The sequence below is a fragment of the Perlucidibaca piscinae DSM 21586 genome (genome assembly GCF_000420045.1).
Taxonomy (GTDB): domain Bacteria; phylum Pseudomonadota; class Gammaproteobacteria; order Pseudomonadales; family Moraxellaceae; genus Perlucidibaca; species Perlucidibaca piscinae.
In genome coordinates, this window is the sequence record NZ_ATUE01000005.1 from 76,789 (window position 1) to 102,352 (window position 25,564).

Annotated in this window: 21 protein-coding genes; 10 read left to right on the top strand and 11 right to left on the bottom strand. The window is 66.2% G+C overall.

Features of this window, described 5'->3' with window-relative positions:
- Positions 1 to 35: 35 nt before the first annotated feature.
- Entirely contained in the window at positions 36 to 1,979 is a 1,944-nt protein-coding gene (gene acs / locus F595_RS0100425) for an acetate--CoA ligase (protein WP_022954889.1), read from the bottom strand.
- 172 nt (positions 1,980 to 2,151) lie between these two features.
- Here acs and F595_RS0100430 point away from each other — a divergent pair, with 172 nt between their 5' ends.
- Positions 2,152 to 3,546, top strand: a complete 1,395-nt coding sequence (locus F595_RS0100430; protein ID WP_156873750.1) for a DcaP family trimeric outer membrane transporter — start codon at positions 2,152 to 2,154, stop codon at positions 3,544 to 3,546.
- Between the two features lie 172 nt (positions 3,547 to 3,718).
- Positions 3,719 to 4,363 (top strand): PH domain-containing protein, encoded by a 645-nt coding sequence (locus F595_RS0100435; RefSeq protein ID WP_022954891.1) that lies wholly within the window; start codon positions 3,719 to 3,721, stop codon positions 4,361 to 4,363.
- A 33-nt stretch (positions 4,364 to 4,396) separates the two neighbouring features.
- On the opposite strand, the gene sthA is transcribed toward F595_RS0100435, so the two are convergent.
- The gene (gene sthA / locus F595_RS0100440) at positions 4,397 to 5,782 is read right to left on the bottom strand and encodes a Si-specific NAD(P)(+) transhydrogenase (protein ID WP_022954892.1); all 1,386 of its coding nucleotides are present in this window, start codon (positions 5,780 to 5,782) and stop codon (positions 4,397 to 4,399) included.
- A gap of 161 nt (positions 5,783 to 5,943) precedes the next feature.
- On the opposite strand from sthA, the gene lipA reads away from it, so the two are divergent.
- Genes lipA through F595_RS0100455 form a run of 3 tightly spaced genes read left to right on the top strand, consistent with a single transcriptional unit; the run spans position 5,944 to position 8,940 of the window.
- Positions 5,944 to 6,957 (top strand): lipoyl synthase, encoded by a 1,014-nt coding sequence (lipA, locus tag F595_RS12040; RefSeq protein ID WP_022954893.1) that lies wholly within the window; start codon positions 5,944 to 5,946, stop codon positions 6,955 to 6,957.
- Between the two features lie 31 nt (positions 6,958 to 6,988).
- Positions 6,989 to 8,404, top strand: a complete 1,416-nt coding sequence (locus F595_RS0100450) for a VTT domain-containing protein (RefSeq protein WP_022954894.1) — start codon at positions 6,989 to 6,991, stop codon at positions 8,402 to 8,404.
- A complete protein-coding gene (locus tag F595_RS0100455; protein ID WP_022954895.1) occupies positions 8,401 to 8,940 on the top strand; it encodes a hypothetical protein in 540 nt (179 codons plus the stop codon). Before F595_RS0100450 ends, F595_RS0100455 begins: the two co-directional genes overlap by 4 nt.
- Here the strand turns inward: F595_RS0100455 and F595_RS12045 are convergent.
- Genes F595_RS12045 through F595_RS12050 form a run of 4 tightly spaced genes read right to left on the bottom strand, consistent with a single transcriptional unit; the run spans position 8,924 to position 11,486 of the window.
- Entirely contained in the window at positions 8,924 to 9,862 is a 939-nt protein-coding gene (locus F595_RS12045; RefSeq protein ID WP_022954896.1) for a PA2778 family cysteine peptidase, read from the bottom strand. The genes F595_RS0100455 and F595_RS12045 overlap by 17 nt on opposite strands.
- Before the next feature lie 3 nt (positions 9,863 to 9,865).
- Complete coding sequence (locus tag F595_RS0100465; protein WP_022954897.1) at positions 9,866 to 10,264, bottom strand: PA2779 family protein; 399 nt, start codon at positions 10,262 to 10,264, stop codon at positions 9,866 to 9,868.
- Between the two features lie 43 nt (positions 10,265 to 10,307).
- Positions 10,308 to 10,955, bottom strand: a complete 648-nt coding sequence (locus F595_RS0100470; protein WP_022954898.1) for an MBL fold metallo-hydrolase — start codon at positions 10,953 to 10,955, stop codon at positions 10,308 to 10,310.
- An 18-nt stretch (positions 10,956 to 10,973) separates the two neighbouring features.
- Positions 10,974 to 11,486, bottom strand: coding sequence for a DUF4442 domain-containing protein (locus tag F595_RS12050; RefSeq protein ID WP_022954899.1), 513 nt, complete (start codon positions 11,484 to 11,486; stop codon positions 10,974 to 10,976).
- A gap of 47 nt (positions 11,487 to 11,533) precedes the next feature.
- Between F595_RS12050 and F595_RS0100480 the strand changes: the two genes are divergently transcribed.
- The 3 genes from F595_RS0100480 (at position 11,534) to F595_RS0100490 (ending at position 13,477) form a co-directional block, all read left to right on the top strand.
- Entirely contained in the window at positions 11,534 to 12,022 is a 489-nt protein-coding gene (locus F595_RS0100480) for a YajQ family cyclic di-GMP-binding protein (RefSeq protein WP_022954900.1), read from the top strand.
- Positions 12,023 to 12,061: 39 nt separating this feature from the next.
- Positions 12,062 to 12,916 (top strand): bile acid:sodium symporter family protein, encoded by an 855-nt coding sequence (locus F595_RS0100485; protein WP_022954901.1) that lies wholly within the window; start codon positions 12,062 to 12,064, stop codon positions 12,914 to 12,916.
- A gap of 63 nt (positions 12,917 to 12,979) precedes the next feature.
- Positions 12,980 to 13,477 carry a DUF4442 domain-containing protein gene (locus tag F595_RS0100490; RefSeq protein ID WP_022954902.1) on the top strand — a complete coding sequence of 166 codons (498 nt, stop codon included), beginning with the start codon at positions 12,980 to 12,982 and terminating at the stop codon, positions 13,475 to 13,477.
- Here the strand turns inward: F595_RS0100490 and F595_RS0100495 are convergent.
- Positions 13,471 to 13,674: a SlyX family protein gene (locus F595_RS0100495; protein WP_022954903.1), complete on the bottom strand. Its 204-nt coding sequence runs from the start codon at positions 13,672 to 13,674 to the stop codon at positions 13,471 to 13,473. The two genes, F595_RS0100490 and F595_RS0100495, sit on opposite strands and share 7 nt — an antisense overlap.
- A gap of 146 nt (positions 13,675 to 13,820) precedes the next feature.
- Between F595_RS0100495 and F595_RS0100500 the strand changes: the two genes are divergently transcribed.
- Together F595_RS0100500 and F595_RS12055 are read left to right on the top strand one after the other, a co-directional pair.
- The gene (locus F595_RS0100500; protein WP_022954904.1) at positions 13,821 to 15,623 is read left to right on the top strand and encodes an ATP-binding cassette domain-containing protein; all 1,803 of its coding nucleotides are present in this window, start codon (positions 13,821 to 13,823) and stop codon (positions 15,621 to 15,623) included.
- A gap of 64 nt (positions 15,624 to 15,687) precedes the next feature.
- Positions 15,688 to 16,380 (top strand): acetoacetate decarboxylase family protein, encoded by a 693-nt coding sequence (locus tag F595_RS12055; protein ID WP_022954905.1) that lies wholly within the window; start codon positions 15,688 to 15,690, stop codon positions 16,378 to 16,380.
- 68 nt (positions 16,381 to 16,448) lie between these two features.
- Here F595_RS12055 and F595_RS0100510 read toward each other — a convergent pair whose 3' ends face one another.
- The 4 genes from F595_RS0100510 to gltB form a co-directional block, all read right to left on the bottom strand.
- Complete coding sequence (locus F595_RS0100510) at positions 16,449 to 18,131, bottom strand: ABC1 kinase family protein (RefSeq protein ID WP_022954906.1); 1,683 nt, start codon at positions 18,129 to 18,131, stop codon at positions 16,449 to 16,451.
- A gap of 43 nt (positions 18,132 to 18,174) precedes the next feature.
- Positions 18,175 to 19,275, bottom strand: coding sequence for a uroporphyrinogen decarboxylase (gene hemE / locus F595_RS0100515; protein ID WP_026913067.1), 1,101 nt, complete (start codon positions 19,273 to 19,275; stop codon positions 18,175 to 18,177).
- 271 nt (positions 19,276 to 19,546) lie between these two features.
- Complete coding sequence (locus tag F595_RS0100520) at positions 19,547 to 20,968, bottom strand: FAD-dependent oxidoreductase (RefSeq protein WP_022954908.1); 1,422 nt, start codon at positions 20,966 to 20,968, stop codon at positions 19,547 to 19,549.
- 26 nt (positions 20,969 to 20,994) lie between these two features.
- Positions 20,995 to 25,461, bottom strand: a complete 4,467-nt coding sequence (gene gltB / locus F595_RS0100525) for a glutamate synthase large subunit (protein WP_022954909.1) — start codon at positions 25,459 to 25,461, stop codon at positions 20,995 to 20,997.
- Positions 25,462 to 25,564: the final 103 nt, after the last annotated feature.

Below are 25,564 nucleotides of genomic sequence, written 5' to 3' on the forward strand. Positions count from 1 at the left end.
CCTGAGCCGAGGCTCGTGTCGGCGGACCGCCAGCGTCAGACCTGGCGTCCGTGGATCAGGTTGTCCACCACCGACGGATCCGCCAGCGTGGAGGTGTCGCCCAGCCCGTCGATCTCGTTGGCGGCGATCTTGCGCAGGATACGTCGCATGATCTTGCCGGAACGCGTTTTCGGCAAGCCTGGCGCCCACTGGATGACATCGGGTGCGGCGATCGGTCCGATCTCCTGACGCACATGGCGGATCAGGTCCTTGCGCAGCTCGTCGCTGGATTCGGCATCGGCCTGCAGGGTGACGTAGGCGTAGATGCCCTGGCCCTTGATGTCATGCGGGAAGCCGACCACGGCAGCCTCGGCCACGGCCGGGTGCGAGACCAGCGCGCTCTCGACCTCGGCTGTGCCCATGCGGTGCCCGGACACGTTGAGCACGTCATCGACGCGGCCGGTGATCCAGTAATAGCCGTCGGCATCGCGCTTGGCGCCGTCACCGGTGGTGTAGACGCCCTTGAAAGTCTTGAAGTAGGTGTCGATGAAGCGCTGGTGGTCGCCGTAGACGGTGCGCATCTGGCCAGGCCAGGAATCCTTGATGACCAGATTGCCCTCGCAGGCACCGCTGAGCTCGTTGCCCTCGTTGTCGAGGATGGCGGGCTGCACGCCGAAGTACGGCAGCGTGGCCGAGCCCGGCTTGAGGTCCGTGGCGCCCGGCAGCGGCGTGATCAGCACGCCACCGGTCTCGGTCTGCCACCAGGTGTCGACGATGGGGCAGCGATGCTCGCCGACCACGCGGTGGTACCACTCCCAGGCTTCCGGATTGATGGGCTCGCCGACCGACCCGAGCAGGCGCAGGCTCTTGCGCGAGCTGGCCAGCACCGGGGCGTCGCCTTCGCGCATGACGGCGCGGATCAGCGTGGGCGCGGTGTAGAGGATGGTGACCTGGTGCTTGTCGACGACCTGGCCGACGCGCGACCAGTCAGGATACTGCGGCACGCCTTCGAACATCAGCGTGGTGGCGCCGTTGGCGAGCGGGCCGTAGAGCAGGTAGCTGTGGCCGGTGACCCAGCCCACGTCGGCGGTGCACCAGTAAACGTCATCTTCGCGCAGGTCGAAGACATTGGCGTGGGTGCTGGCGGCATAGACCAGGTAACCGCCGCTGGTGTGCAGCACGCCCTTAGGCTTGCCGGTGGAACCGGAGGTGTAGAGGATGAACAGCGGATCTTCCGCGCCCATGACCACCGGCTCGTGCACGGCCGGCACGCCGCTCATCAGGTCGTGGTACCAGTGGTCGCGCTGACGGTCCCAGTTCACCGGACCGCCGGTGCGACGCACCACGATCACGGTCTTGACGCCGGCGCCGGCCGGGGTGCGCAGGGCGTTGTCGACGTTGGCCTTGAGTGGCACGGCCTTGCCGCCACGCAGGCCTTCGTCGGCAGTGATCACCACCGTCGACTGGCAGTCCTCGATGCGGCCGGCCAGCGAATCCGGCGAGAAGCCGCCGAACACCACGGAATGGATGGCGCCGATGCGGGCACAGGCCAGCATGGCCACGGCCGCTTCCGGAATCATCGGCATGTAGATGGTGACGCGATCGCCAAGCTTGACGCCCTGGGCCACCAGCACGTTGGCGAACTTGCACACCTCGGCATGCAGTTCGCGGTAGCTGATGCGACGGCTCTCGCTGGGGTGATCACCTTCCCAGATGATCGCGGTCTTGTCGCCACGCGTCGCCAGATGGCGATCCAGGCAGTTGGCGGCGACATTCAGGCAGCCATCCTCGAACCAGTGCACATACAGGTTGTCGACGTCGTAGCAGGTGTTCTTGACCTTGGTGAAAGGACGCATCCAGTCGATTATCTGCGCCTCTTCCGCCCAGAACGCGTCGGGATCGGTCACCGACTGCTGGTAGCGGCGCTGGTAGTCGGCGGCCGTGTTGCGGGTATTGGCGGCGACATCGGCCGGCACGGGATAGACGTGTACTTCGCTCATGAAAAAGTCCTCGACTCCGACTCGGGAATGGCAGCCAGTATGCGCCGCTGCCAGCTCGCCACGGCATTAGCCTTTGGTAGCGAGACCTGGGTCGTAGAGACCATTGGCTAATGGCGGCTGCCACTCCGCTCTCGTTATATCAATCCGACAGCACATCCGCCGGAGCCCGATGATGATAACGACAAAACGCTGCTTTGCACTCGCACCACTCGCCCTCGCCATGCTGGCCACACCGGCCATGGCGGACACGCGCCAGGAAATCGAGGCCCTCAAGGCCCGACTCGCCCAGCTTGAGGCCATGATCCAGGCCCAGGCCGATGCCGCCGCCCGACAGCAGGCTGACCTGTCCAGCGTCAAGGCACAGGTTGCCGCCGCGCCCGCCCCTGCCGCCGTCGCCACCACGACGGGACCGGATATTGCCGGCACCAAGGTCAGCTTCAAGGGCTACGTCAAGGTCGACGGCCTCAGCAGCCGCTTCTCCGAAGGTGAGGTCGGCCGCGTCACCGGCCGCGACTTCTACGTGCCTAACGCCATTCCGGTGTTCGGCAAGCGCGGCGGCAGCTCGACCGCTGCCGGCAGCACCGCCGGCGCCAATGGCAAGGCTCGCCAGGTCTTCGACATGCACGCCAAGCAGACCCGCCTGATCGTCAACACCGACACCCCCAATGCCGGAGGCCCGGCCCTCAAGGCCCATGTCGAGGTCGACTTCCTGAGTTCCATGCAGGGCAACGAGGCGGTCAGCAACGGCTACAGCCCGGAGCTTCGCCAGGCCTTCTTCAGCTACGGCAACTGGATGGCCGGCCAGGCCTGGACCACGTTCCAGGACCTCGGCGCCCTGCCCGAGACCGTCGATTTCGTCGGCTCCGCCGATGGCTCGGTGTTCGGTCGCCAGCCCCAGGTCCGCTACACCCGCGGCCCCTGGCAGATCGCCGTGGAGAACAGTCAGACGGTCACCAGCACGGTGGATGCGAACGCCACCACGCCAGGCAACCAGCCCTCGGCGGCCGGCGTGGAATCCAACGACACCAGCACGCCCGACCTGATCGCCCGCTACACCCACAAGGGCGACTTCGGCCATGTCTCGCTGGCCGCGCTGGGTCGGCAGATCCGGGTGCAGGACAACAACCTGTCTGATTCCGCCACCGGCTACGGCGTATCGCTGTCCGGCAAGGTCAAGGCTGTCGGTGACGATGACGTGCGCTTCATGCTCACCCATGGCGAGGGCATAGGCCGCTACGTCGCGCTCAACACCGCCAATGACGCCGTGCTGAGCGCCGCCGGCGAGCTCGACCTGATCGGCCTCACCGCCGGCTACGTGACCTACCGCCATGTCTGGAGCGAGGGCCTGCGCTCCAACTTCCAGGCGGCCGGCTTCTTCGCCGACAACCCGAACTCGGCCTCGCCGGATGCCACCAAGCAGGTGCATTCGGGTCTGGTCAACCTGATCTACAACGTCACGCCCAAGCTGGAGGTCGGCATCGAGGCCCTGCACGCCCAGCGCAAGGTTGAAGGCGGCGCGGAAGGCAGCATGGATCGCCTGCAGGTCATGGCCAAGCACAGCTTCTGAGGCGTCCGCGCACCACGCCGACAGGCACCCGACACGTGTTGCGGAGAGGATTTCCCGTTCTCTTCGCAACACGCGTTTCCAGGCTTACAAAAGCGCTACCAGCGAGCACTGGAAACGGCATCCCGACCCCGTCTACCCTAGACTGGTCTCCCTTGTCCTGCGGACCACTGCAATGCAACGTTTGCGCGAACAGGCCAGTGAAGGCCTGCGCCTCCTCGACCAGCTCGCGGATGGTCAGCGCACCGGCACACGCCCTGCGCTGACGCCACGTTCCGCCATCACCCGCCTGCAGCCTCTGCCAGCCCCGCAGCGCGCACAGATGCGTACCATGCACCACTCCAGCAGCGGTTCACCGGCCGTGGCCATGGTCTGGTGCCTGTGGCTGCTGCTCAGCGCCATCATGATCTCCCAGGGCGGCGGCGGCGGCTGGATTGCCGCACTCTGCCTGGGCCTGCTGGGCAGCCTGCGCCAGGCCTCGAACCAGCTCGACATCAGCAACTATCACATCACGCTGCGTGACGGCATGGCCGGCCACCGCTGCCGGCAGATCCCGCATCAGCAACTGGCTGCGGTCTGGGTCATCCGCCCGCTGTTCGGACGCTGGTTCAACTTCGGCCGGCTGGGCCTGCAGCTGCAGGATGGCGAGGTGGTCTGGAGCCCGGTGATTCACGCGCCCTATCTGGCCAAGCAGGCACTGATCGCCGCCGTCAGCGGCCAGCACAACCCCTTTCTGGCGCGCCAGGAAGACCTGCGTCTGGGCCCCAGGCCGGCGCACGGCGACCCGATCAGCGACGACTCGCTGCCGCACGCCCTGTAACGGCGGGCGCGCGGCAGGCAGGCATCACGCCGCTCAGAACAGACGGTTGAGGCCGTTCAACGCCGCCACACGGTAGGCTTCGGCCATGGTCGGGTAGTTGAAGGTGGTGTTGGCAAAGTAGTCGATGGAATTGCCCGGCTGATTCATCACCGCCTGACCGATGTGCACGATCTCGGACGAGTTGTTGCCGAAGCAATGGATGCCGAGAATCTCGCGCGTGTCGCGGTGGAACAGGATCTTCAGCATGCCGACCACATCCCCTGAGATCTGCGCACGCGCCAGATGCCGGAAGAAAGACTGCCCCACCTCGTAGGGAACGCGGGCATCGGTGAGCTGCTTCTCGGTACGCCCGATGCAGGAGATCTCGGGAATGGTGTAGATGCCGGTCGGCACCTCCGCCACGCGCGGCACGTCGGCGCTGCCGGCAATGTGCGCGGCGGCACAGCGGCCCTGGTCATAGGCGGCCGAGGCCAGTGCCGGCGGGCCGATGACATCGCCCACCGCGAACACGTGCGGCACCGCCGTGCGGTACTGCTCGTCGATGGCGATCTGGCCACGGCTGTTGGCCTGCAGGCCGACCGCCTCCAGATTCAGCGTCTCGGTGTTGCCAGCGCGGCCGTTGCACCAGAGGATGGCATCGGCCTTGATCTTCTTGCCTGACTTCAGGTGCAGGATGACGTGGTCGTCATGCGTCTCGACGCGCTCGTACTCCTCCTGGTTGCGGATCAGCACGCCGAGGTCGCGCAGGTAGTGCGAGAGCGCGTCGGCGATCTCGTCATCCAGGTAGGACAGCAGCTGCGGCTGCGTGTTGACGAGGTCGACCTTGTAGCCGAGCCCGACGAAGATCGACGCGTATTCGCAGCCGATGACCCCGGCCCCGTAGATGATCAGCTTGTGCACCGGATAGTCCAGCTGCAGGATCTTGTCGCTGTCGAACACGCGCGGGTGGCTGAAGTCGATGTCGCGCGGCTGGTAGGGCCGGCTGCCGGTGGCGATCACCGCATTGTCGAAGCCGATGCGCTCGACCACGCCCTCGTCGGTGAGCACGGCCAGGGTGTTGGCATCCTCGAAATGCGCCTTGCCGTAGTACAGGTCGACATCATTGCGTTCGAAGAAGCGCTGGTGCGTACCGACCTGGGTCTCGACGATCTTGTGCGCGCGCGCGAGGATCTGCGCCAGCGGAATGGTCTTGATCTCGGAGTGACGCGACAGCACCGGATCACGGCGGAAGCGGCTGAGGTTGTAGACGGTCTGACGCAGTGCCTTGGAGGGAATGGTGCCGACATGGGCACAGTTGCCGCCGACTTCGCCGAGGGCATCCACCACCGCCACCCGGCGACCTTCCTTGACCAGCTTCATGGCGGCACCCTCACCGCCGGGACCGGCACCGATCACCACCACATCGTAACGGGCATGCATCGACTCATCTCCTGTTCGCAGATCGCTAGCCTACGAAATTTGTTCGACGCTGTCCGTCGGCTGTCGACCAAAGGTGCAGCAATTCTGCTCGCAAAACGCAGCTGTCCCTGAAGCAGGCGAGCGCAGGAGTGCGCTACACTCGGGCCAACAGCGAGGTCAGCATGAGCGAACACAGCCAACACGCCGCCACCCCGGCCCGTCCGGCCCCCGTCGAGCAGGGCGTGAAACTGCGCGGCGCCGAGAAAATGGCGCGCATCCCGGTCAAGATCATTCCCGTCGAGGAACTGCCACGGAAGCCGGACTGGATCCGCGTGCGCATGAAGAATCCGGCCGAGGTCAGTCGCATCAAGGGCCTGCTGCGCGAGCAGAAGCTGCATACCGTGTGCGAGGAGGCGGCCTGCCCCAACCTCGCCGAATGCTTCGGCGGCGGCACCGCGACCTTCATGATCATGGGTGACATCTGCACCCGCCGCTGCCCGTTCTGCGACGTCGCCCACGGCCGCCCGAACGCGCTCGATCCCGACGAGCCGCGCCACCTCGCCGAAACGGTTGCCAACCTCAAGCTCAAGTATGTGGTGGTTACCTCGGTCGACCGCGACGACCTCAAGGACGGCGGCGCCCAGCACTTCGTCGACTGCATCACCGAAGTACGCAAGCTCAACCCGGCCACCAAGATGGAAATCCTGGTGCCGGACTTCCGCGGCCGCATGGACATCGCCCTGCGCCTGATCAGCGAATGCCCGCCGGATGTCTTCAACCACAACATCGAGACCGTGCCGCGCCTGTACAAAGCCATCCGCCCGGGCTCCGACTACCAGCACTCGCTGCAGCTGCTCAAGCGCTTCAAGCAGGAGCGCCCGGACATCGCCACCAAGTGCGGCCTCATGGTCGGCATCGGCGAGACCGAAGAGGAGGTCATGGCCCTGCTCGACGACCTCAAGGCGCATGACGTGGATCTGGTCACCATCGGCCAGTACCTGCAGCCGTCGAAGACGCATGCGCCGGTCGACCGCTTCGTGCATCCGGACGAGTTCGCGCGCTATGCCGAATACGGCCGCCAGCTCGGCTTCCGCAACATCGCCAGCGGACCGATGGTGCGCTCGTCCTATCATGCCGACCTGCAGTTCGCCGGCGTCGACGTGACACGCCCGCAGCCAGTCGTCAGCCCGGCATGATCGCAGCGCGGACAGCAGGGAAGCCGACCTGATGGATTGGCCGACCTGGACCGAGACACAGGCCTGGCTGCACGCCCACCCCGACTGGGTGCTGCTGATGGTATTCGGCCTGGCGGCGCTGGAAGCCCTGGCGGTGATCGGCTCCATCATCCCGGCCGTCCCCATCATGGTTGCGCTGACCCTGCTGGCCGGCAGCATGGACATCAATGTCTGGGCCGTGCTGACGGCCGCCGTGGCCGGCGCCATCGTCGGCGACGGCATCAGCTATGCCATAGGCCGGCGCTTCCAGCACGACATCGAGCATGTCTGGCCCTTCCGCACCCACCCGCACTGGCTGGAGGCGAGCGAGGCCTTCGTGCAGCGCCACGGCGGCAAAGGCCTGATCATCGGTCGATTCATCGGCCCCATACGCGCCTTCGTGCCACTGGCGGCAGGCATCTTCCAGATGCCACTGCGCCGCTTCCTGTGGTTCAACGTGATTTCGGCACTGCTGTGGGCGCCACCGAACATCCTGCCTGGATACTGGGCCGGCAGCCTGGTCACGCATCCGCTGATGCCGGGCCAGAACCAGGTCATCTTTGTCGGCAGCCTGCTGGTGGCCATCTCCCTGCTGCTCTGGTTCTACCCCTGGCTGAAGGGCAGCACGCGGCGCTGGCGCCAGGGCCATGCCCCGGTCAACCGGGGTATCTTCAAGGCGGCCGACGGCCATCCCGACAACCAGGTGCTGGCCGCCCTGTTCTGCCTCGGCGGACTGGCCGGCTTCACCCTGCTTTCGCTCAGCCTGCCCGCCCTCGCCAGCCTCGACCAGTGGCTGCTGACGCAGATGCAGGCCCTGCACCACCCCGGCATAGACCTGCTGTTTGCGGTCTTCAACGAAGCCGGCAGCTCACGTTTCCTGCTCACCTTCGGCGGCCTCTTCGGCATCTGGCTGCTGCTGCGCCAGCAGAGCCGCGCCCTGCTCTATCTGGTGCTGGTGCTTGCGCTCTGCCTGACCGTGCCCAACGGCCTCAAGCAGCTGTTCGCCATCCCCCGCCCCGAACTGGCGGCTGCCGTGCTCGACAGCTATGCCTACCCCAGCGGTCACACCTACTGGGGCATGGTTGTCTGGGGCTTCACTTATCTGCTGATCGGCCGGGCGCTGGGTGACAACGCCAGACTCTGGCTGCTCGGCGTGACCTTGACGCTGGTGGTCTTCGTGGCCACGGCACGCGTGTTTCTGGGCTGGCACTGGAGCAGTGACGTGGCCGCGAGCCTCTGCCTGGGCCTGGCCACGCTGGGCGCACTGCGCTGGGCCTGGTATCGCCACGACGGGCTCGCGGGCATGCCTGCCTGGGAGCCCGCCCTAGCCGCCGGCATCGCCCTGCTGATCAGTGCCTTCCTCTGGCTGCATCCGCTGCATGAGCTGACCACGCTGCCCGGCCTGGCCACCCGGAGCCTGGGCGCGTGAGCAGAGGCGTTGGCAGCGCCGCCCGCACGCTGCAGGAAGACGGCCTGGAGGTGCTGGCCGGAGCGCACACATGGACCGCCAGCCATCTTGATCTCGGCGAGGCCGCACGCTGGCAGATGCAGCAGAAAGCGCTGCGTGCGCTGCCACGTGGCGCCTGGCGACAGCGCCTGCTGCTGGCCGCCCGACATTGGCAGCAGAGCGGTCAGGAGCGTGTGCTGCTGCAGCTTGATGGCGTCTGGCATGTGGTCACCGGGGCACGCATCCTGCAACGTCAGGATCAGGGCCTGACCGTGCTGGTACAGCAGTGCGCCACGCCGGCATCGGCACTGCTGGCGTTCTGCCGGGGCTGGCTCAGCGGCCGTCGCGGGCTGCAGGCCGTGTTGCCGATGACCTGGCATGGACAGCGCGTGGCCCTGCAAGCGCTGCCCGGCAATCATGACGTGACGATAGCGCTGGATGGCCGCAGCGCGGTCGAACTGCCACTGATCGTCACGGCGCGTCAGGGACAGAGCGCCAGCCTCAGCGGGCAGGCGTGACCAGAGCCTTCTCCACCGCAGCAAGCGTTTCCTGCACCACGGCAGCATCACTCAGGCGACGAGCCTGCCTGGCCCAGGTCAGTGCCTCGGCCGGACGCCCCTGACGCAGCAGCACATCCGCCAGGTTGTTGAGCAGCCAGGGTTGCTCCGGCATCACTGCAACGGCATCACGCAGCACCAGCTCGGCGGCCGCCAGCCCTTCGCGCTGTCCGCTGAGGTCAGCCCAGGCCAGCCACAACGCAACCTCGGTCGGCCAGCGCCAGGCGGCACGACGCAATCCCGCCAGAGCGGCATCGGGCGCGACATGACGCATGGCCAGCAGAGCCGGCGTGACGTCGCTGGCACGCAGGCTGGCTGGCCAGTCCTGGCTGGTCGGCAGCAGGCGCATGGCCCAGTAGTCTCCACGCGCCCAGGTGCGCTCGAACTGCGACACGGTGAGCTCAAGCCGCCGCTCTGCCCCGGAGCGCAGGATGACGCGCTGACGCGCGCTGTCGACGCCAATCACCACCGCGTAGTGCCAGAGCGGCGCAAACGACAGACCGTTGTTCTGCCGCACGATGACCGGACTGCCCTCCTGCAGTGCCTGCACGAGTCCGGGCAGACGCCCGCCGACCGGCACCGGCAGGAATCCGTGACGACGCGACAGCGCCTGCATTTCCTCCGCCAGCGAGCCCTGGCGTCCGGGCAGATAGAGGTGTGGCGCCAGCGCCTCGGGGCTGACGTCGTGGCCGAGACTGCCCATGACCATGGCCAGCGTGGCCGGTCCGCAGTGATAGTCCTGCTGCGCGAAGTACGGCACCTGCGCCAGCTCGACCGCCACCGGCGTCTGCTGGCGCAGCTGCACGGCACCCGGCGTCATGCACGCGCTCAGCGACACCAGCAGCAGCGCCGGCAGGACGCCGCGCAGGATGCGCCGCCGCACGACTCAGCGCACGGAGCGGGTGAACGGGAAGACCTTGGTCAAGCCGAGCAGGTCGGTGACCAGCAGCAGCACGAAGATGAACACCAGGGCACCGACCACGCCATTGCCGGCAACACGGGCCTCGTCGAGACGACCATGCAGATCCTGCACTTCGGCATCGCTGAGTGCCGCCACACGCTCCTCGGCCAGGCGCGGATCAACGCCGAGCGCCTGCATCTGGCTGCGGATGTCGTCGCGTTGCAGCCACTGCGCCAGCTCGGCACGCTGGCTGTCGAGCGCACTGCGCGTGGTTTCCGCCAGCACGGCTTCCGGACTGATGGAGGCTGCGGAGGCGGTCACCGAGGTCAGGCTGGTGGTCAACATGAGCACGCCCGCCAGGGCGCGATGGAAACGACTGGTCATGATGGTTTTCCTCTCTATCTGGCTGCTGACGGCGGCCGCAGGCCTAGCCGCGATGATCTGCTACGAAGGGGTTGTGACGTCGCTCGTGGCCGATGGTTGACATGGGTCCGTGGCCCGGCACGAAACGCATCTCGTCCGGCAGACTCCAGAGCTCGCGCCGGATGGCATCGATCAGGGTCTGGTGATCGCCGAGCGGGAAGTCGGTGCGGCCGATGGAGCCGGCAAACAGCACATCCCCCACGAAGCTTACGCCTGCGGACTCGGAAATGAACACCACATGTCCGGGCGTATGTCCGGGGCAGTGGCGCACCTGCAAGGTCTCGGCGCCAACCGTGACTTCCTCGTCCTGGTTCAGCCAGCGCGTCGGCTCGAACGCACGCGACTCGGGGAAGCGGACCATGCGCGACTGGTCGGACAGGCGCTCGATCCAGAACAGGTCATCGACATGCGGCCCCTCGATGGGCAGGTGCAGCTGCTCGGCAAGATCGGCGACAGCGCCGGCATGATCAATGTGCGCGTGGGTGACCAGCAGCTTGGTCAGCGTCAGGCCCTCGAGCGCCACCTGCTCGAGCAGATGCTCGCGCTCGCCGCCGGCGTCTATCAGTGCCGCCTCGCGCGTGCTGTCGCACCAGATCAGGGTGCAGTTCTGCTGGAACTGGGTGACGGGAAGAATGCGGAATCGCAAGGCCATGGCGGCGTCCTGTGCAGGTCAGAGGGAATGATCGGGAGCGCTGATCTCGGCAGCGGCTGGCGGCCGCCGCGCCGGCTTGAGACGCACGTACAGGGTCTTGCGGGCGCGTGCGACGACCTCGCCCGCCTCGTCCAGCACCTCGACCACGTACTCGGGTCGCACGGCCCGGCCGGAGGCGGCTGCATCACGCAGCTGACGCAGCTGGTCGGCATCCAGGCGGAAGGCGGCGCGCACCCTGCCCCGCCCCGGGCGCAGGAAATCGATCTGCGCAGCCTGGTCCCAGACCAGGTAATCGGGGCCCAGCGCACGCATCAGCATGAGCATGTAGAACGGATCGACCATGCTGTACAGGCTGCCGCCGAAGTGGGTGCCGACGGCGTTGCGGTTCCAGGGTCGCAGACGCATGACGACATCGACCGCGAGAAAGTCCGGGCTGATGTGCTCGACCCGTATGCCGGCCCCCAGATAGGGTCCGTAAAGATTGAGTCGCCACCGTGTCAGACGGGAAATCAGCGTCGCTCGCACAGCCATGACCTCGGGTATCATGTGGGCAGGTTAGTCAGGGAGAGCAATTTACCATGCCGTCGTTTGATGTCGTCTCGGAACTCGAGGCCTTCGAAGTCAATCATGCCGTGCAGAACACCACCAAGGAGATCGCCACCCGCTTCGATTTCCGTGGCGCCGATGCCAAGGTCGAGCTGAACGAGAAGAACAAGGAAATCAAGATCAGCGCCGAAGCCGACTTCCAGGTCGACCAGGTACGCGCCATGCTCGAGGCCCACCTGATCAAGCGCAAGGTCGATCCGCAGGTGCTCGACGCGCAGAAGCTCGAGCCGTCGGGCAAGCACGTGAACCAGGTCATCAAGCTCAAGGACGGCCTGGACTCCGACACCGCCAAGAAGATCGTCAAGCTGCTCAAGGAAAACGGCTTCAAGGTGCAGGCCAGCATCCAGGGCGACAAGGTGCGCGTGACCGACAAGAAGCGCGACGCCCTGCAGGACGTCATGGCGTTCCTGCGCCAGCAGAGCCTGGGCCTGCCGCTGCAGTTCAACAACTTCAAGGATTGACCGTGCTATAAGAGGGCAACCCATCGCGCGGAGATCGCCATGCCTCCCGGCGTTGCCATCCAGGTGCTGCTGCCAGTTGCCCTCTTCGTCATCCTGTTCAGCCTCGGGCTTGCCCTGGTTCCCGATGACTTCCGGCGCGTCGTGCGCTACCCGCGCGGCGTCGCCATCGGCCTCGGCAACCTGCTGCTGGTGTCGCCGCTGCTGGCCTTCTCGCTCGCCATCGTGTTCCGGCTGCCGCCCGAGCTCGCGGTCGGCATGGTCCTGCTCGGCGCCTCGCCGGGGGGCACCACGGCCAACATGCTGACGCATCTGGCGCGCGGCGACACGGCGCTGTCGGTGACCCTGACCGCGATCAGCAGCCTCGCCGCAGTGCTCACCGTGCCGCTGATGCTGGGACTGGCGACCGGCTACTTCGGCGCCGATGACAGCCCCCTGTCGCTGTCCATGCTGCCCATCGTGATCAAGATCCTCGCCATCACCCTGCTGCCCCTGTCCCTGGGCATGCTGGTGCGGCAACGCGCCGGTACCTGGGCTGCGCGGCACGAGGCCGGAGCCAAGCGTCTCGCCATGGGTTTCTTCGTGCTGGTGGTGGTCGCCGCGATCTGGTCGGAGTGGCCGACCATCGCCGACAACCTCGCGCAGGTCGGTCCGGCCGTGCTCTGCCTTAACGTGCTGGCGATGACCGTGAGCTTCGCGCTGTCACGGGTGGGCGGCCTCGATGGCCCGCAGTCCACCGCCGTCAGCATCGAGCTGGGCGTGCACAACACCACGCTGGCGATGGCGGTGGGTGCCATGGTGGCGCCGGCAATGATCATCCCGGCGGCGGTCTACGGCCTGTTCATGTTCATCACCGCCGGGGTGTTCGCGCGCTGGATGCATCATCGCAACGCGTGAGCGCATGACGGTCGCCAGTGCTAGGATGACGGCTTTCCGAAACCCGAGCACCGGAGTCCCCGCATGCCCATCCAGAACGCCCTGACCCGCGCCATCGCCCCGCTAGCCTCCCTGCCGAACAGTCTGCGCGTACGCGCGGCATCACTGATGTTCGGCACCGTGGTGCCGTTCGTGGGCACCAGCGGACTGCGCTACGAGGAACTTGCCGCTCACCGCGTGGTGGTGTCGGTGCGCAACCGCCGCAAGGTGCAGAACCACATCAAGGGCGTTCATGCGGCAGCCATGGCCCTGCTCGCCGAAACCGCCACCGGCTTCGTGGTCGGCATGAACCTGAGTGACGACAAGCTGCCCCTGATCAAGTCCCTGCACGTGGATTACACGCGCCGCAGCGTCGGCGACATGCGCGCGGTCGCGACCCTGACCGACGAGCAGATCGCGCTGATCCATCGCGAGCCCAAGGGCGAGGTCACCGTGCCGGTCATCGTCACCGACGAGTCCGGGCAGGAGCCGGTGCAGTGCACCATGGTCTGGGCCTGGGTGCCCAAGAAGCGCGATCAGTAATGCGGCGGCGTCTCGTCGACAGGCTCCGCGGGCAGGCCGGTCGCCTGCAGTGACTTGATCTGCTGGTAGATCAGGCGCAACTCGTCCTGCAGCAGGTCGAGCTGGCGTTGCTGGCTGGCCACCGTCTGGTTCAGGGCCTCGAGCAGATCGTCCTGGAAGGCGACCTTGACCTCCAGTTCCGTGACGCGATCGTTCATGGCGGGTCTCCTGGCTGACGACAACAGGAACAGTGTAGCGTGTCGGCGACATGCGCGCCGCCCGGAAGCGTCGCGTGCATGGCAAACGCCTGCGCGCAGCCGGCATTTGCTAGACTGTGCGCCAGTTTTCGCGAGTACCCCGTGTCATGTCGCTGCTTTCCCTGCGTGATGTCTCCATCGCCTTCGGTGGTCCCAACCTGCTGCACAAGGCCCAGTTCAGTCTCGCACGCGGCGAACGCGTGTGCCTGATCGGACGCAACGGCGAGGGCAAGTCCACCCTGTTCAAGCTGATCGCGGGAGAGCTCAAGCCGGACAGTGGCGAGATCATCCGCCAGCAGGGACTGCGCATGGCCACCCTGGTGCAGGAAGTGCCGCAGGCCTGGACCGAAGGCACGGTCGGCGACCTGGTGGCCGGCGGCCTGCAGCAGTTCCCGGACCTGGCCGGCCAGCTCGAGGACTGGGAGATCCAGACCCGCGTGGCCAAGATCACCACGCGCCTGGAGCTGGATCCGGAGCAGGCGTTCGCCAGCCTGTCCGGCGGGCGCAAGCGTCGCGTGCTGCTGGCCCGCGCCCTGGTATCGGAGCCGGACATACTGCTCCTCGACGAGCCCACCAACCACCTCGACATCCGCTCCATCAGCTGGATCGAGCAGTTCCTGCTGGGCTGGAACGGCACCCTGCTCTTCATCACCCACGACCGCAGCTTTCTGGCGACCTTGGCCACGCGCATCGTTGAACTGGATCGCGGCCAGCTGCGCAGCTATCCCGGCAACTACGCGACCTACCTCGACACCAAGGCGGCCCAGCTCGCCGCCGAGGCGCACCAGAACGCCGTCTTCGACAAGAAGCTGGCCGAGGAGGAGGTCTGGATCCGCCAGGGCATCAAGGCCCGGCGCACCCGCAACGAAGGCCGCGTGCGCGCGCTCAAGCAGCTGCGCCTGGATCGCGCCGCACGGCGCGAGCGCGTCGGCAATGCCCGCCTCGCCATCAGCGATGCCGAGCGTTCGGGCAAGCTGGTGCTGGAAGCGACTGGCCTGTGCAAGCGGCTGGGTGGCCATGACCTGGTGCGTGACTTCGATGCCGTGGTCATGCGCGGCGACAAGATCGGCCTGATCGGTGACAACGGCGTCGGCAAGACCACGCTGATCCAGCTCCTGCTCGGCAACCTCGCGCCGGACAGCGGCAGCGTGCGTCACGGCACCCAGCTCCAGGTCGCCTACTTCGACCAGCTGCGCGCCCAGCTCGATCCCGAGGCCACGGTGATCGACAACGTCGTGCAGGGCTCCGACTTCATCGAGATCAACGGCCAGCGCAAGCACGCACTGGCCTATCTGCAGGACTTCCTGTTCTCGCCGCAGCGCGCCCGCACCCCGGTGAAGGCCCTGTCGGGCGGCGAACGCAACCGCCTGCTGCTGGCGCGCCTGTTCACCCGGCCAACCAACCTGCTCATCCTCGACGAACCCACCAATGACCTTGATGTCGAGACCCTGGAGCTGCTCGAGGAGCTGCTGGTGGACTATCAGGGCACGCTGCTGGTGATCAGTCACGACCGGGCCTTTCTCAATGCCGTGGTGACCAGCACCTGGGTGTTCGAGGGCCAGGGCCGCATCGTTGAATACGTTGGCGGCTACGATGACTGGCTGCGCCAGCGTCCGCAGGTTGTCGCGACCAGCAACTCCGGCAAGTCCGGCAGCACTGCCGGACAGGCATCCGACTCGGCCGCCACGCCCCGACGCAAGCTCAGTTACAAGGAACAGCGCGAGCTGGATGCCATCCCGGCGGCGATCGCCGCACTCGAGGCGGAACAGGCCGCCGCGCAGGCCGCACTGGCCGATGGCAGCCTGTTCATCAGCGATCTGGCCCGTGCCACCGCGCTGACGCAGCGCCTGTCCGAGATCGAGGAAGCGCTGCTGACTCTGCTCGAGCGCTGGGAGCTGCTCGGCGGCTGAGCCTTGACCATGCGGTCACGACAAGGCAAGCTCGCGCTCGTTTCCAACGTTCGTCGGAGCTGACATGAACACCGCCATCGCCCATCCCGCTGCCGAAACCGACGTGGCCCCTGCGCCCTGGCAGCTCAAGGGCTCCGCTTTCGTCCTGGTCCTGAAGATGCCGGACGAGGCTGTCGCCGACTGCCCCTGGACACCGGCAGCCCTGCGCGACAGTCGCCGCAGCCGGCTGTCATTCGCCATGCTGGTGAACTACGAGGACAGCCCGGTCGGCCCCTACCACGAGCTGCTGTTCATTCCGGGCACCTTCGCCTTCCAGGGCGGCCGCTACCCGTCGATCTCGCGCATCCTGGTGTCGACGCAGGCATCGGTGGACAACGGCCGGCGCAACTGGGGCATTCCCAAGGACCGCTGCGACTTCCGCGTCGAGGCCCAGGAGCAGGGCGTGGTGGTGACCGAGCTGCTGCGTGACGACAAGACGCCGTTCGCGCGCCTGCGTCTGCAGGGCTGGGGCCGCACCGTACCGGTGGCGACCTGGCTGCCGCGTCGTCTGAAGGCGCTGGCCCAGCTCTGGCAAGGCCGGCAATTCGTGCTGTCGCCATCAGCCAGTGGCCGCATGCGCATGGCCCGGGTCCTGGACTGGCAGTTCGATGCCACGGAGTTCCCCGATCTGGCGCGCGGCCGCTGCCTGATGGCGCTGGAGATTCCGGACTTCCGCATGACCTTCCCGGAGCCGGAAATCAGCCGCTGGACCTGCTGAGTCAGGCATCGCGGCGGATGCCGCACGGATGACATCCGCGGCTGTCCCGCTGCGCTCTGGCAGCACGGTCAGTCGCGGTGTCCGCGCTCGCTCCACCACAGCTGGGTCAGCATCCACAGCCAGTAGCCGGTGCAGCCGAGCAGGCTGAGCAGCCCGATCACGTGCATGCCGAGAATGTGCGGTCCGTCCTCCAGCTGCAGCATCATGCCGCTGACCAGGAACAGGCCGGCAAGCAGCACGGCGCGCGCCTGGCGGTGACTGGCACGCTCCAGGCGATTGACCAGACGCGTCAGCTCCTCGACCTGCAGAGGCGGCGGTCCGGAGTAGCCTCCGCCGCCGTTGCCGTTCGAGGCCGGCATGGTGCCGGGATGGTAGAGCCGCTCGACCGCATCCAGCGCCCGTGAACGCACCGCCCGCGCCAGCACCTTGGGGCTGTAGCGATTGGCCAGGGTCTTGCGCAGCAGCGGCATGGCCTCTTCCATGAGCTGGAAGTCGGGATCGATGAGACGGCCGAAGCCTTCCAGCGTGACGCAGGCCTTGGCCAGCAGGGTCAGCTCGCTGGGCAGACGCAGCGAGTAGTTGCGCAGGATGCCGGCAATGGCATTGAGCAGGTCGCTGATGTCCAGCTCCGGCAGCGGAATGCCGTCATAGCGCTCGATCAGGTTGGTGACCTCGGCCAGCAGGCCCTCGCGGTTGACGTAGCGCCCGGCCGCCCACTCCACCAGCACCTGGGTGACGGTATCCGGCTCCTGCAGCGCCACCCCGCGTATCAGCCGGATGAGCTGGTCGCGACGGGTCGCGGTCAGGCGCCCGACCATGCCGTAGTCGAGCATGGCGATGCGGCCGCCGGGCAGCACCAGGAAATTGCCGGGATGCGGGTCGGCGTGGAACAGGCCATCCTCGAGCATCATTTTCCATACCGCCCGCGCGCCACGCCGGGCGAGCTGGCGCCGATCCAGGCCGGCAGCGTCGATAGCCTCGACGTCCTTGGCCGGAATGCCGCGAATGAACTCCTGCACGTTGAGGTCGTCGCAGGTCCACTCCCAGTAGATGCGCGGAATCACCAGCCAGTCGAACTGGCGCAGGTTGTCGCGCAGGCGGTCGGCGGTACGCGCCTCGATGCTGAAATCCAGCTCGCTCAGCAGCGAGGTCTCGAACTCCAGCATGACCTCCAGCGGCCGGTAGCGCCGCAGCTCTGGCGACTGTGCCTCGGCGATCTCGGCGAGCTTCTTGAGCAGGCGCAGATCGGCCTGGATCTTCTCCTCGATGCCGGGACGGCGGATCTTCAGCACCACCTCCTGTCCCAGCGGCGTCACGGCGCGATAGACCTGGGCCATGGAGGCCGTGCCGACCGGGGTCTCGTCGATCTCGCGGAAGCAGGCACTGACCTTGGCGCCCAGGCTGCGCTCGAGTTGCGGCTTGAGCTGGGCAAAGGGAATCGCGGTGGCCTGGTCCTGCAGCTTCTCGAGCTGGGCAATCCACTCCGAGGGCAGCAGGTCGACGCGGGTGGCGAGAATCTGGCCGAGCTTGACGAAGGTCGGTCCCATCTCTTCCAGGGCCAGACGGGCACGTGCCTCGCTGGGCAGACGGCGGATCTCGGGCGGCAGGTCCTGGCGCACCCAGCGCCGCAGCCAGCCGATGCGTCCCTCCATCTGCAGCCAGCGCACGATGTCATCGAAGCCGTACTTGAGCAGGATGGCGATCAGCTCGCGCAGGCGGCCGAACTCACGGGCACTGGAGAAGAGGGTCATGGGGCATTCCGCGTGGCGACGTCATGCCCGAGTGTAGCGGAACTCAGCCGGCCTCGTGGTAACGCGCCGACAGCTCGACGACTGCCTCGATGAAGGCACCGGCATGGACCGGATCGACATGCTGCTCGATGCCGTGGCCGAGGTTGAATACGTGACCGCTGCCGCGTGACACGCCAAGCGCTGGCGTCCACACCTCGGCATGACTGGCGAGGATGCGCGCCACCTCTTCGCGGATGCGCGCCGGCGGTGCATAGAGCATGGCCGGGTCCATGTTGCCCTGCAGGGCAACCCGGCTGCCGACGCGCTGACGCGCCTGGCCCAGGTCGGTGGTCCAGTCCAGACCCAGGGCATCGGCGCCAGTATCGGCCATGGCGTCCAGCCACTGACCGCAGCCCTTGGTGAACAGGATCACCGGAACGCGACGGCCGTCGTGCTCGCGAATCAGGCCGCTGACGATCTGCTGCATATAGGCCAGCGAGAACTCGCGGTAGGCCGCATGCGACAGCGCGCCACCCCAGGAATCGAAAATCTGCACGGCCTGCGCACCCGCGAGGATCTGCGCATTCAGATAGGACGTGACGCTCTGCGCAAGCTTGTCGAGCAGCGCATGCAGCACCTGCGGCTGCGTCACCATCAGGGTCTTGGCTGCACGGAAATCCTTCGATGAACCGCCCTCGACCATGTAGGTCGCCAGCGTCCACGGGCTGCCAGCAAAGCCGATCAGCGGCACGCGGCCATTGAGCTCGCGGCGGATGGTGCGCACCGCGTCCATGACATAGCCCAGGTCCTGCTCCGGATCGGGAATCGGCAGGGCATCGACCTCGGCCTGGGTCTTCACCGTCTTTGCGAAGCGCGGGCCCTCACCGGTCTCGAAATACAGCCCCAGACCCATGGCGTCAGGAATGGTCAGGATGTCCGAGAACAGGATGGCGGCATCCAGCGGGTAGCGGTCCAGCGGCTGCAGGGTGACCTCGCAGGCCAGCTGCGGATTCATCATCAGCTTCATGAAGTCGCCGGCCTGCGCGCGCGTGGCGCGGTACTCCGGCAGGTAGCGGCCGGCCTGGCGCATCATCCACACCGGCGTGCGGTCCACGGGCTGGCGCAGGAGGGCTCGCAGGAAACGGTCGTTCTTCAACTCGGACATGGACAGGGGCTCGCGGCAGACGGGCGGAATGGCGACGGATTGTAGCACCCGCGATTCATTCTGGCGGTGCGTCAGACCACGTTCAGATTTCGGAGGGCGGGGGAGTGTCGGTAAAACCGTGCGAGGCATGGATGCCGAGCCGAGCCTACAGGGATGTATTCACGGCGTGTTTTACCGGCTCTCCCCCGCCCTCCAGACCAGACCTTCATGGCGCGCCGCCAGAACGAAAAAGCCGGGCACTGGGCCCGGCTTTTTCAGCACCACGGACGACTCAGACGTCGAGGTAGTCCAGGATGCCTTCGGCGGCCTGACGGCCTTCCCAGATGGCGGTCACCACCAGGTCGGAGCCGCGCACCATGTCGCCACCCGCGAAGATCTTCGGGTTGCTGGTCTGGTGCTTGAAGCTGCCCTCGCCCGGCGCGACGACGCGGCCGGAGGCATCGAGCTGGATGCCGACATCGGCGAACCACGGCGCCGGGCTCGGACGGAAGCCGAAGGCCAGCACCACGGCATCGGCCGGCAGAATCTGCTCGGAGCCCGGGATGGGCTCGGGGCTGCGACGGCCACGCGCATCGGGCGCACCGAGCTGGGTCTCGACGACCTTGACGCCGGTGGCCCGCTCGCCGTCACCGACGATCTCGATGGGCTGACGGTTGAAGAGGAACTGCACGCCCTCTTCCTTGGCATTCTTCACTTCGCGCGCGGAACCGGGCATGTTGGCCTCGTCACGACGGTAGGCGCAGGTCACCGAGGTCGCACCCTGACGGATGGACGTGCGGTTGCAGTCCATGGCGGTGTCGCCGCCACCGAGCACCACGACCTTCTTGCCGGCCATGTCGATGAAATCCGAGGCATCCTTCTCGAAGCCCAGGTTGCGGTTGACGTTGGCGATCAGGAAGTCGAGCGCGTCATGCACGCCCGGCAGGTCTTCGCCCGGGAAGCCGCCCTTCATGTAGGTGTAGGTGCCCATGCCGAGGAACACGGCATCAAACTCGGCGAGCAGGTCGGCAAACGCCACGTCCTTGCCGACGTCGGTATTGAGGCGGAACTCGATGCCCATGTCGGTGAAGATCTGGCGACGCTGCACCATCACCGACTTTTCCATCTTGAATTCGGGAATGCCGAAGGTCAGCAGGCCGCCGATTTCCGGATTGCGGTCGAACACCACGGCCTGGACACCGTTGCGCGTCAGTACGTCGGCACAGCCGAGGCCGGCCGGACCGGCACCGATGATGGCGACACGCTTGCCGGTCGGCTTCACCTGCGACAGATCGGGACGCCAGCCCATGGCGAAGGCGGTGTCGACGATGTACTTCTCGGTGTTGCCGATGGTGACTGCGCCAAAGCCGTCATTGAGCGTGCAGGCGCCTTCGCAGAGACGATCCTGCGGACACACGCGACCGCACACTTCGGGCAGGGTGTTGGTCTGGTGGCAAAGTTCGGCGGCCTCGAACAGGCGGCCTTCCGAAATCAGCTTGAGCCAGTTCGGAATGTAGTTGTGCACCGGGCACTTCCACTCGCAGTACGGATTGCCGCAGGCCAGGCAGCGGTGCGACTGGTCTTCCACCTGGGGCGTGGAAAACGGCGTGTAGATCTCGACGAACTCGGCCTTGCGGACGTCGATGGGCTTCTTGTCCGGATCCTGACGCGGCACGTCGAGGAACTGGAAATCGTTGTTCAGGCGCTCTGCCATGATCTTCCCTCAATACCTGGTCGTGCTTAGTGCGGGTTGCTGAAGGTGGTCTTCAGCAGTTCCTTGATGTTCGCCGCCTTCGGCTTCACCAGCCAGAACTTGCGCTGGTAATCGTCGAACTGCTCGAGAATCTCGCGACCCCAGGCGCTGTCCGTCTCGGCCACGTACTCCTTGAGCACGGCCTTGAGATGCTGACGGTGCGGACCCATCGGCTCGGTGCTGATGCGGTGCAGCTCGATCAGCTCATGGTTGCAGTGATCAAAGAAATTGTTGTCAAGGTCAAGCACGTAGGCAAAACCACCGGTCATGCCGGCACCGAAGTTCAGGCCGGTACGGCCGAGCACGGTGACCAGACCGCCGGTCATGTATTCGCAGCAGTGATCGCCGGCACCTTCGATAACCGCATGGCAACCGGAGTTGCGCACGGCGAAGCGCTCGCCGGCGGTACCGGCGGCGAACAGCTTGCCGCCCGTAGCGCCGTACAGACAGGTGTTGCCGATGATGGCCGTATCCTGCGACTTGAAGAGCGCACCGCGCGGCGGACGGATCACCACCTTGCCACCGGCCATGCCCTTGCCGACGTAGTCGTTGGCATCACCTTCCAGATGCAGGTTGAGACCACCGGCATTCCAGACACCGAAGCTCTGGCCGGCGGTACCGGTGAACTTCAGGGTGATGGGCGCATCGGCCATGCCCTGGTCACCATGGCGCTGGGCGATCTCGCCGGAAACACGGGCACCGATGGAGCGGTCGCAATTGCCGATGCGGAAGTGGTAGGTACCACCGGTCTTGCCGTTGATGGCCGGCAGCACGGCTTCGACGATCTGCTCGGCGAGCAGCCCGAGGTCGAAGGGCTCGTTCTTGGCCTGCTGGCAGAACTGCGGCTTGTCCGCCGGGATGTGATCGTTCTTGAGCAGCGGGGTCAGATCCAGACGTGCCTGCTTCTCGGTCTCGCCCGGCAGCATCTCGAGCAGATCGGTGCGGCCGATGAGATCGGCCAGCGAGGACACGCCAAGCACCGACAGCCACTCGCGGGTTTCGGCAGCGACGAACTTGAAGAAGTTCATCAGCATTTCCGGCTCGCCGATGTAGTGGTCCTGACGCAGCTTGTCCTGCTGCGTGGCGACACCGGTGGCGCAGTTGTTGAGGTGGCAGATGCGCAGGTACTTGCAGCCCAGCGCAATCATCGGCGTGGAGCCGAAGCCGAAGCTCTCGGCGCCGAGGATGGCCGCCTTGATCACGTCGAGACCGGTCTTGAGACCACCATCGGTCTGCACGCGGACCTTGCCACGCAGGTCGTTGGCACGCAGCGCCTGCTGCGCTTCGGACAGGCCGAGCTCCCACGGCGAACCGGCGTAGTGGATGGACGACAGCGGCGAGGCGGCGGTGCCGCCGTCATAGCCGGAAATGGTGATGAGGTCGGCATAGGCCTTGGCGACGCCGGCGGCGATGGTGCCGACGCCCGGTTCCGACACCAGCTTGACCGACACCAGCGCGCGCGGATTGACCTGCTTGAGGTCGAAGATCAGCTGCGACAGGTCCTCGATCGAGTAGATGTCGTGGTGCGGCGGCGGCGAGATCAGCGTGACGCCCGGCACCGAGTGGCGCAGACGCGCGATCAGGGCATTGACCTTGCCGCCGGGCAGCTGGCCGCCCTCGCCCGGCTTGGCGCCTTGGGCCACCTTGATCTGCAGCACTTCGGCGCTGGACAGGTAGGCCGGGGTGACACCGAAACGGCCGGAAGCGACCTGCTTGATCTTGGAATTCTTCAGCGTGCCGTAGCGCACCGGATCTTCGCCACCCTCACCCGAGTTCGAGCGTCCGCCCAGGGTGTTCATGGCGATGGCGATGGACTCGTGAGCCTCCGGCGACAGCGCGCCCAGCGACATGCCTGCCGAGTCGAAGCGCATCAGGATGGCTTCCAGCGGCTCGACATCGTCGATGGCCAGCGGCTGGGCAGCGGCCTTGAGCTTGAGCAGGTCGCGGATGGTGGCAACCGGGCGCTGGTTGACGAGATCGGCATAGGCCAGATAGTCGGTGTAGTTGCCCGAGCGCACGGCGGTGTGCAGGGTGTTGATCACGTCCGGGTTGAAGGCGTGATACTCCTTGCCGTAGACGAACTTGAGCAGACCGCCCTGGTCCAGCGCCTTGCGGGCCTTCCAGGCATCCTCGGCGAGCAGGCGCTGGTCGGACTCGAGTTCGGCGAAGCCGGCACCCTGGATGCGGCTGGGCACGCCACAGAAGCAGGCGTCGATGATCTCGCGGTTGAGACCGACGGCCTCGAACAGCTGGGCGCCGCGATAGGAGGCAATCGTGGAAATGCCCATCTTGGAGATGATCTTGAGCAGCCCCTTGTCGATGCCCTTGCGGAAATAGCCCTGGGCCTCCAGCGGATCGCCGAGGATCTCGCCGTTGCGGGCCATGTCGGCAATGATGTCGTAGGCCAGGTAGGGGTAGACGGCAGTGGCGCCGAAACCGAGCAGCACGGCAAAGTGATGCGGGTCGCGGGCGAAGCCGGTTTCCACGATCAGGTTGGCGTCACAGCGCCAGCCGGTGTTCATCAGATGGTGGTGCACGGCACCGGTGGCCATCAGCGCGCTGATCGGCAGATCGCCCTGCTTGATGGCACGGTCGGACAGCACGAGCTGCGAACGCCCGGCCTTCACCGCCGCTTCGGCCTGGGCGCAGATGCGCTTGAGCGCGGCCTGCAGGCCTTCGTCCTGGTCGTAGTTGAGGTCGATGACCTCGACGCCGAAGCCGGGCAGGTCAACCTGCTTGAGCTGGGCGAACTTGGAGTGCGACAGCACCGGCGACGACACGATGACGCGACGCGCATGCTCCGGGGTTTCCTCGAAGATGTTCATCTCGGGGCCGAAGGCGGTTTCCAGCGACATCACGATGGCTTCGCGCAGCGGATCGATGGGCGGGTTGGTGACCTGCGCGAACTGCTGACGGAAGTAGTCGGCCTGGTGGCGCACGCGACGCGACAGCACCGCCATCGGGGTGTCATCACCCATGGAGCCGACGGCTTCCTGACCGGATTCGGCGAGCGGACGTATGATCTGGTCGCGCTCCTCGGAGGTGACCAGGAACATCTTCTGGTAGGTATTGAGCAGACTGCGGTCTGCGCGACCAAGCAGCGAGCGCTCCAGGTCGGCGTCGGTCTCGATGCGACGGGCCTCCTTGCGCAGCCACTGCTTGTAGGGCTGGGCATTCTTCAGCAGGGCATCGACAGCATCATTTTCCAGCAGCTGGCCGGTCCGGGTGTCTACGGCGATGATCTTGCCGGGGCCGACACGGCCCTTGGACACGACGTCTTCCGGCGCGTAGTCCCAGACACCGATTTCCGAGGCCAGCGTGATGTAGCCATTCTTGGTGATCACCCAGCGCGCCGGACGCAGACCGTTGCGATCCAGCATGCAGACGGCGTAGCGGCCGTCGGTGATGACCAAGCCGGCCGGACCATCCCAGGCTTCCATGTGCTTGGCGTTGTATTCGTAGAACGCACGCAGGTCGGCGTCCATGGACTCGACGTTCTGCCAGGCTGGCGGCACCAGCATGCGAAGGGCACGGAACAGGCTCATGCCGCCACCGAGCAGGATCTCCAGCATGTTGTCCATGGAGGAGGAGTCGGAGCCGGTGCGGTTGACCAGCGGCGTCAGCTCGGTCAGGCCGGGCAGCAGCGGAGTGACGAATTTCGGCGTACGTGCCAGCGCCCAGTTGCGATTGCCGCTGACGGTGTTGATTTCACCGTTGTGCGCGAGGTAGCGGAACGGCTGTGCCAGCGGCCAGCGCGGCAGGGTGTTGGTCGAGAAGCGCTGGTGGAACACGCAGATGTGCGTGGCCATGCGTTCGTCGCCCAGATCCTTGTAGAAGCTCGGCAGGTCGGCCGGCATCACCAGGCCCTTGTAGGAGATGACCTGGGTCGACAGCGTGGTGACATAGAACAGCGGATCGTTCTTGAGCTGGTGCTCGGCACGACGACGGGCAAGGAACAGCTTGCGGTTGGCGTCGACGGCATCCAGCGTGCCGGCATTGACCAGGATGTGCTCGAACACTGGCAGCGAACGCAGCGCGATCTCGCCGAGGATGCTGCTGTCGGTCGGAACCGTGCGCCAGCCGGCGACCGTCATGCCTTCGCGAGCCACTTCGGCAGCGAGAATGTCGCGGGCGCGCTTGGCCAGCGCCGGGTCGGTATTGAGGAAGACCAGGCCGACAGCGAAGGTGGCATCCAGGGTCACGCCCAGCTCGTCACGCGCCGCGGCACGGAAAAAGGCATCGGGCATGGCGAGCAGCAGGCCGCAGCCATCGCCGGTCTTGCCGTCAGCCGCGATGGCGCCGCGGTGAGTCATGCAGCTCAGCGAATGGATGGCGGTCTGTACCAGATGATGACTGGCCTGGCCTTGCATCTGGGCAATGAGACCGAAGCCGCAGTTGTCACGAAACTCATCTGGGTGGTAAAGGCCCGCGTTGACGACCGTCTGCTCTTGCATCTGATTTTACCTTTTAAATCAAAGGTTTAAAAATCTTTCGCGCACGAGAGTACCTCCCCGCGCGCAGAAGTGGGGACGCGTATACTAGGGGTTTAGGCCTGTC

Bases quoted from the DNA above. Each gene is read 5' to 3' on its own strand.
- acs (WP_022954889.1), bottom strand. From the start codon at position 1,979: ATGAGCGAAGTACACGTCTATCCCGTGCCGGCCGATGTCGCCGCCAAT.
- F595_RS0100430 (WP_156873750.1), top strand. From the start codon at position 2,152: ATGATAACGACAAAACGCTGCTTTGCACTCGCACCACTCGCCCTCGCC.
- F595_RS0100435 (WP_022954891.1), top strand. From the start codon at position 3,719: ATGCAACGTTTGCGCGAACAGGCCAGTGAAGGCCTGCGCCTCCTCGAC.
- sthA (WP_022954892.1), bottom strand. From the start codon at position 5,782: ATGCATGCCCGTTACGATGTGGTGGTGATCGGTGCCGGTCCCGGCGGT.
- lipA (WP_022954893.1), top strand. From the start codon at position 5,944: ATGAGCGAACACAGCCAACACGCCGCCACCCCGGCCCGTCCGGCCCCC.
- F595_RS0100450 (WP_022954894.1), top strand. From the start codon at position 6,989: ATGGATTGGCCGACCTGGACCGAGACACAGGCCTGGCTGCACGCCCAC.
- F595_RS0100465 (WP_022954897.1), bottom strand. From the start codon at position 10,264: ATGACCAGTCGTTTCCATCGCGCCCTGGCGGGCGTGCTCATGTTGACC.
- F595_RS0100470 (WP_022954898.1), bottom strand. From the start codon at position 10,955: ATGGCCTTGCGATTCCGCATTCTTCCCGTCACCCAGTTCCAGCAGAAC.
- F595_RS12050 (WP_022954899.1), bottom strand. From the start codon at position 11,486: ATGGCTGTGCGAGCGACGCTGATTTCCCGTCTGACACGGTGGCGACTC.
- F595_RS0100480 (WP_022954900.1), top strand. From the start codon at position 11,534: ATGCCGTCGTTTGATGTCGTCTCGGAACTCGAGGCCTTCGAAGTCAAT.
- F595_RS0100485 (WP_022954901.1), top strand. From the start codon at position 12,062: ATGCCTCCCGGCGTTGCCATCCAGGTGCTGCTGCCAGTTGCCCTCTTC.
- F595_RS0100490 (WP_022954902.1), top strand. From the start codon at position 12,980: ATGCCCATCCAGAACGCCCTGACCCGCGCCATCGCCCCGCTAGCCTCC.
- F595_RS0100495 (WP_022954903.1), bottom strand. From the start codon at position 13,674: ATGAACGATCGCGTCACGGAACTGGAGGTCAAGGTCGCCTTCCAGGAC.
- F595_RS0100500 (WP_022954904.1), top strand. From the start codon at position 13,821: ATGTCGCTGCTTTCCCTGCGTGATGTCTCCATCGCCTTCGGTGGTCCC.
- F595_RS12055 (WP_022954905.1), top strand. From the start codon at position 15,688: ATGAACACCGCCATCGCCCATCCCGCTGCCGAAACCGACGTGGCCCCT.
- F595_RS0100510 (WP_022954906.1), bottom strand. From the start codon at position 18,131: ATGACCCTCTTCTCCAGTGCCCGTGAGTTCGGCCGCCTGCGCGAGCTG.
- hemE (WP_026913067.1), bottom strand. From the start codon at position 19,275: ATGTCCGAGTTGAAGAACGACCGTTTCCTGCGAGCCCTCCTGCGCCAG.
- F595_RS0100520 (WP_022954908.1), bottom strand. From the start codon at position 20,968: ATGGCAGAGCGCCTGAACAACGATTTCCAGTTCCTCGACGTGCCGCGT.
- gltB (WP_022954909.1), bottom strand. From the start codon at position 25,461: ATGCAAGAGCAGACGGTCGTCAACGCGGGCCTTTACCACCCAGATGAG.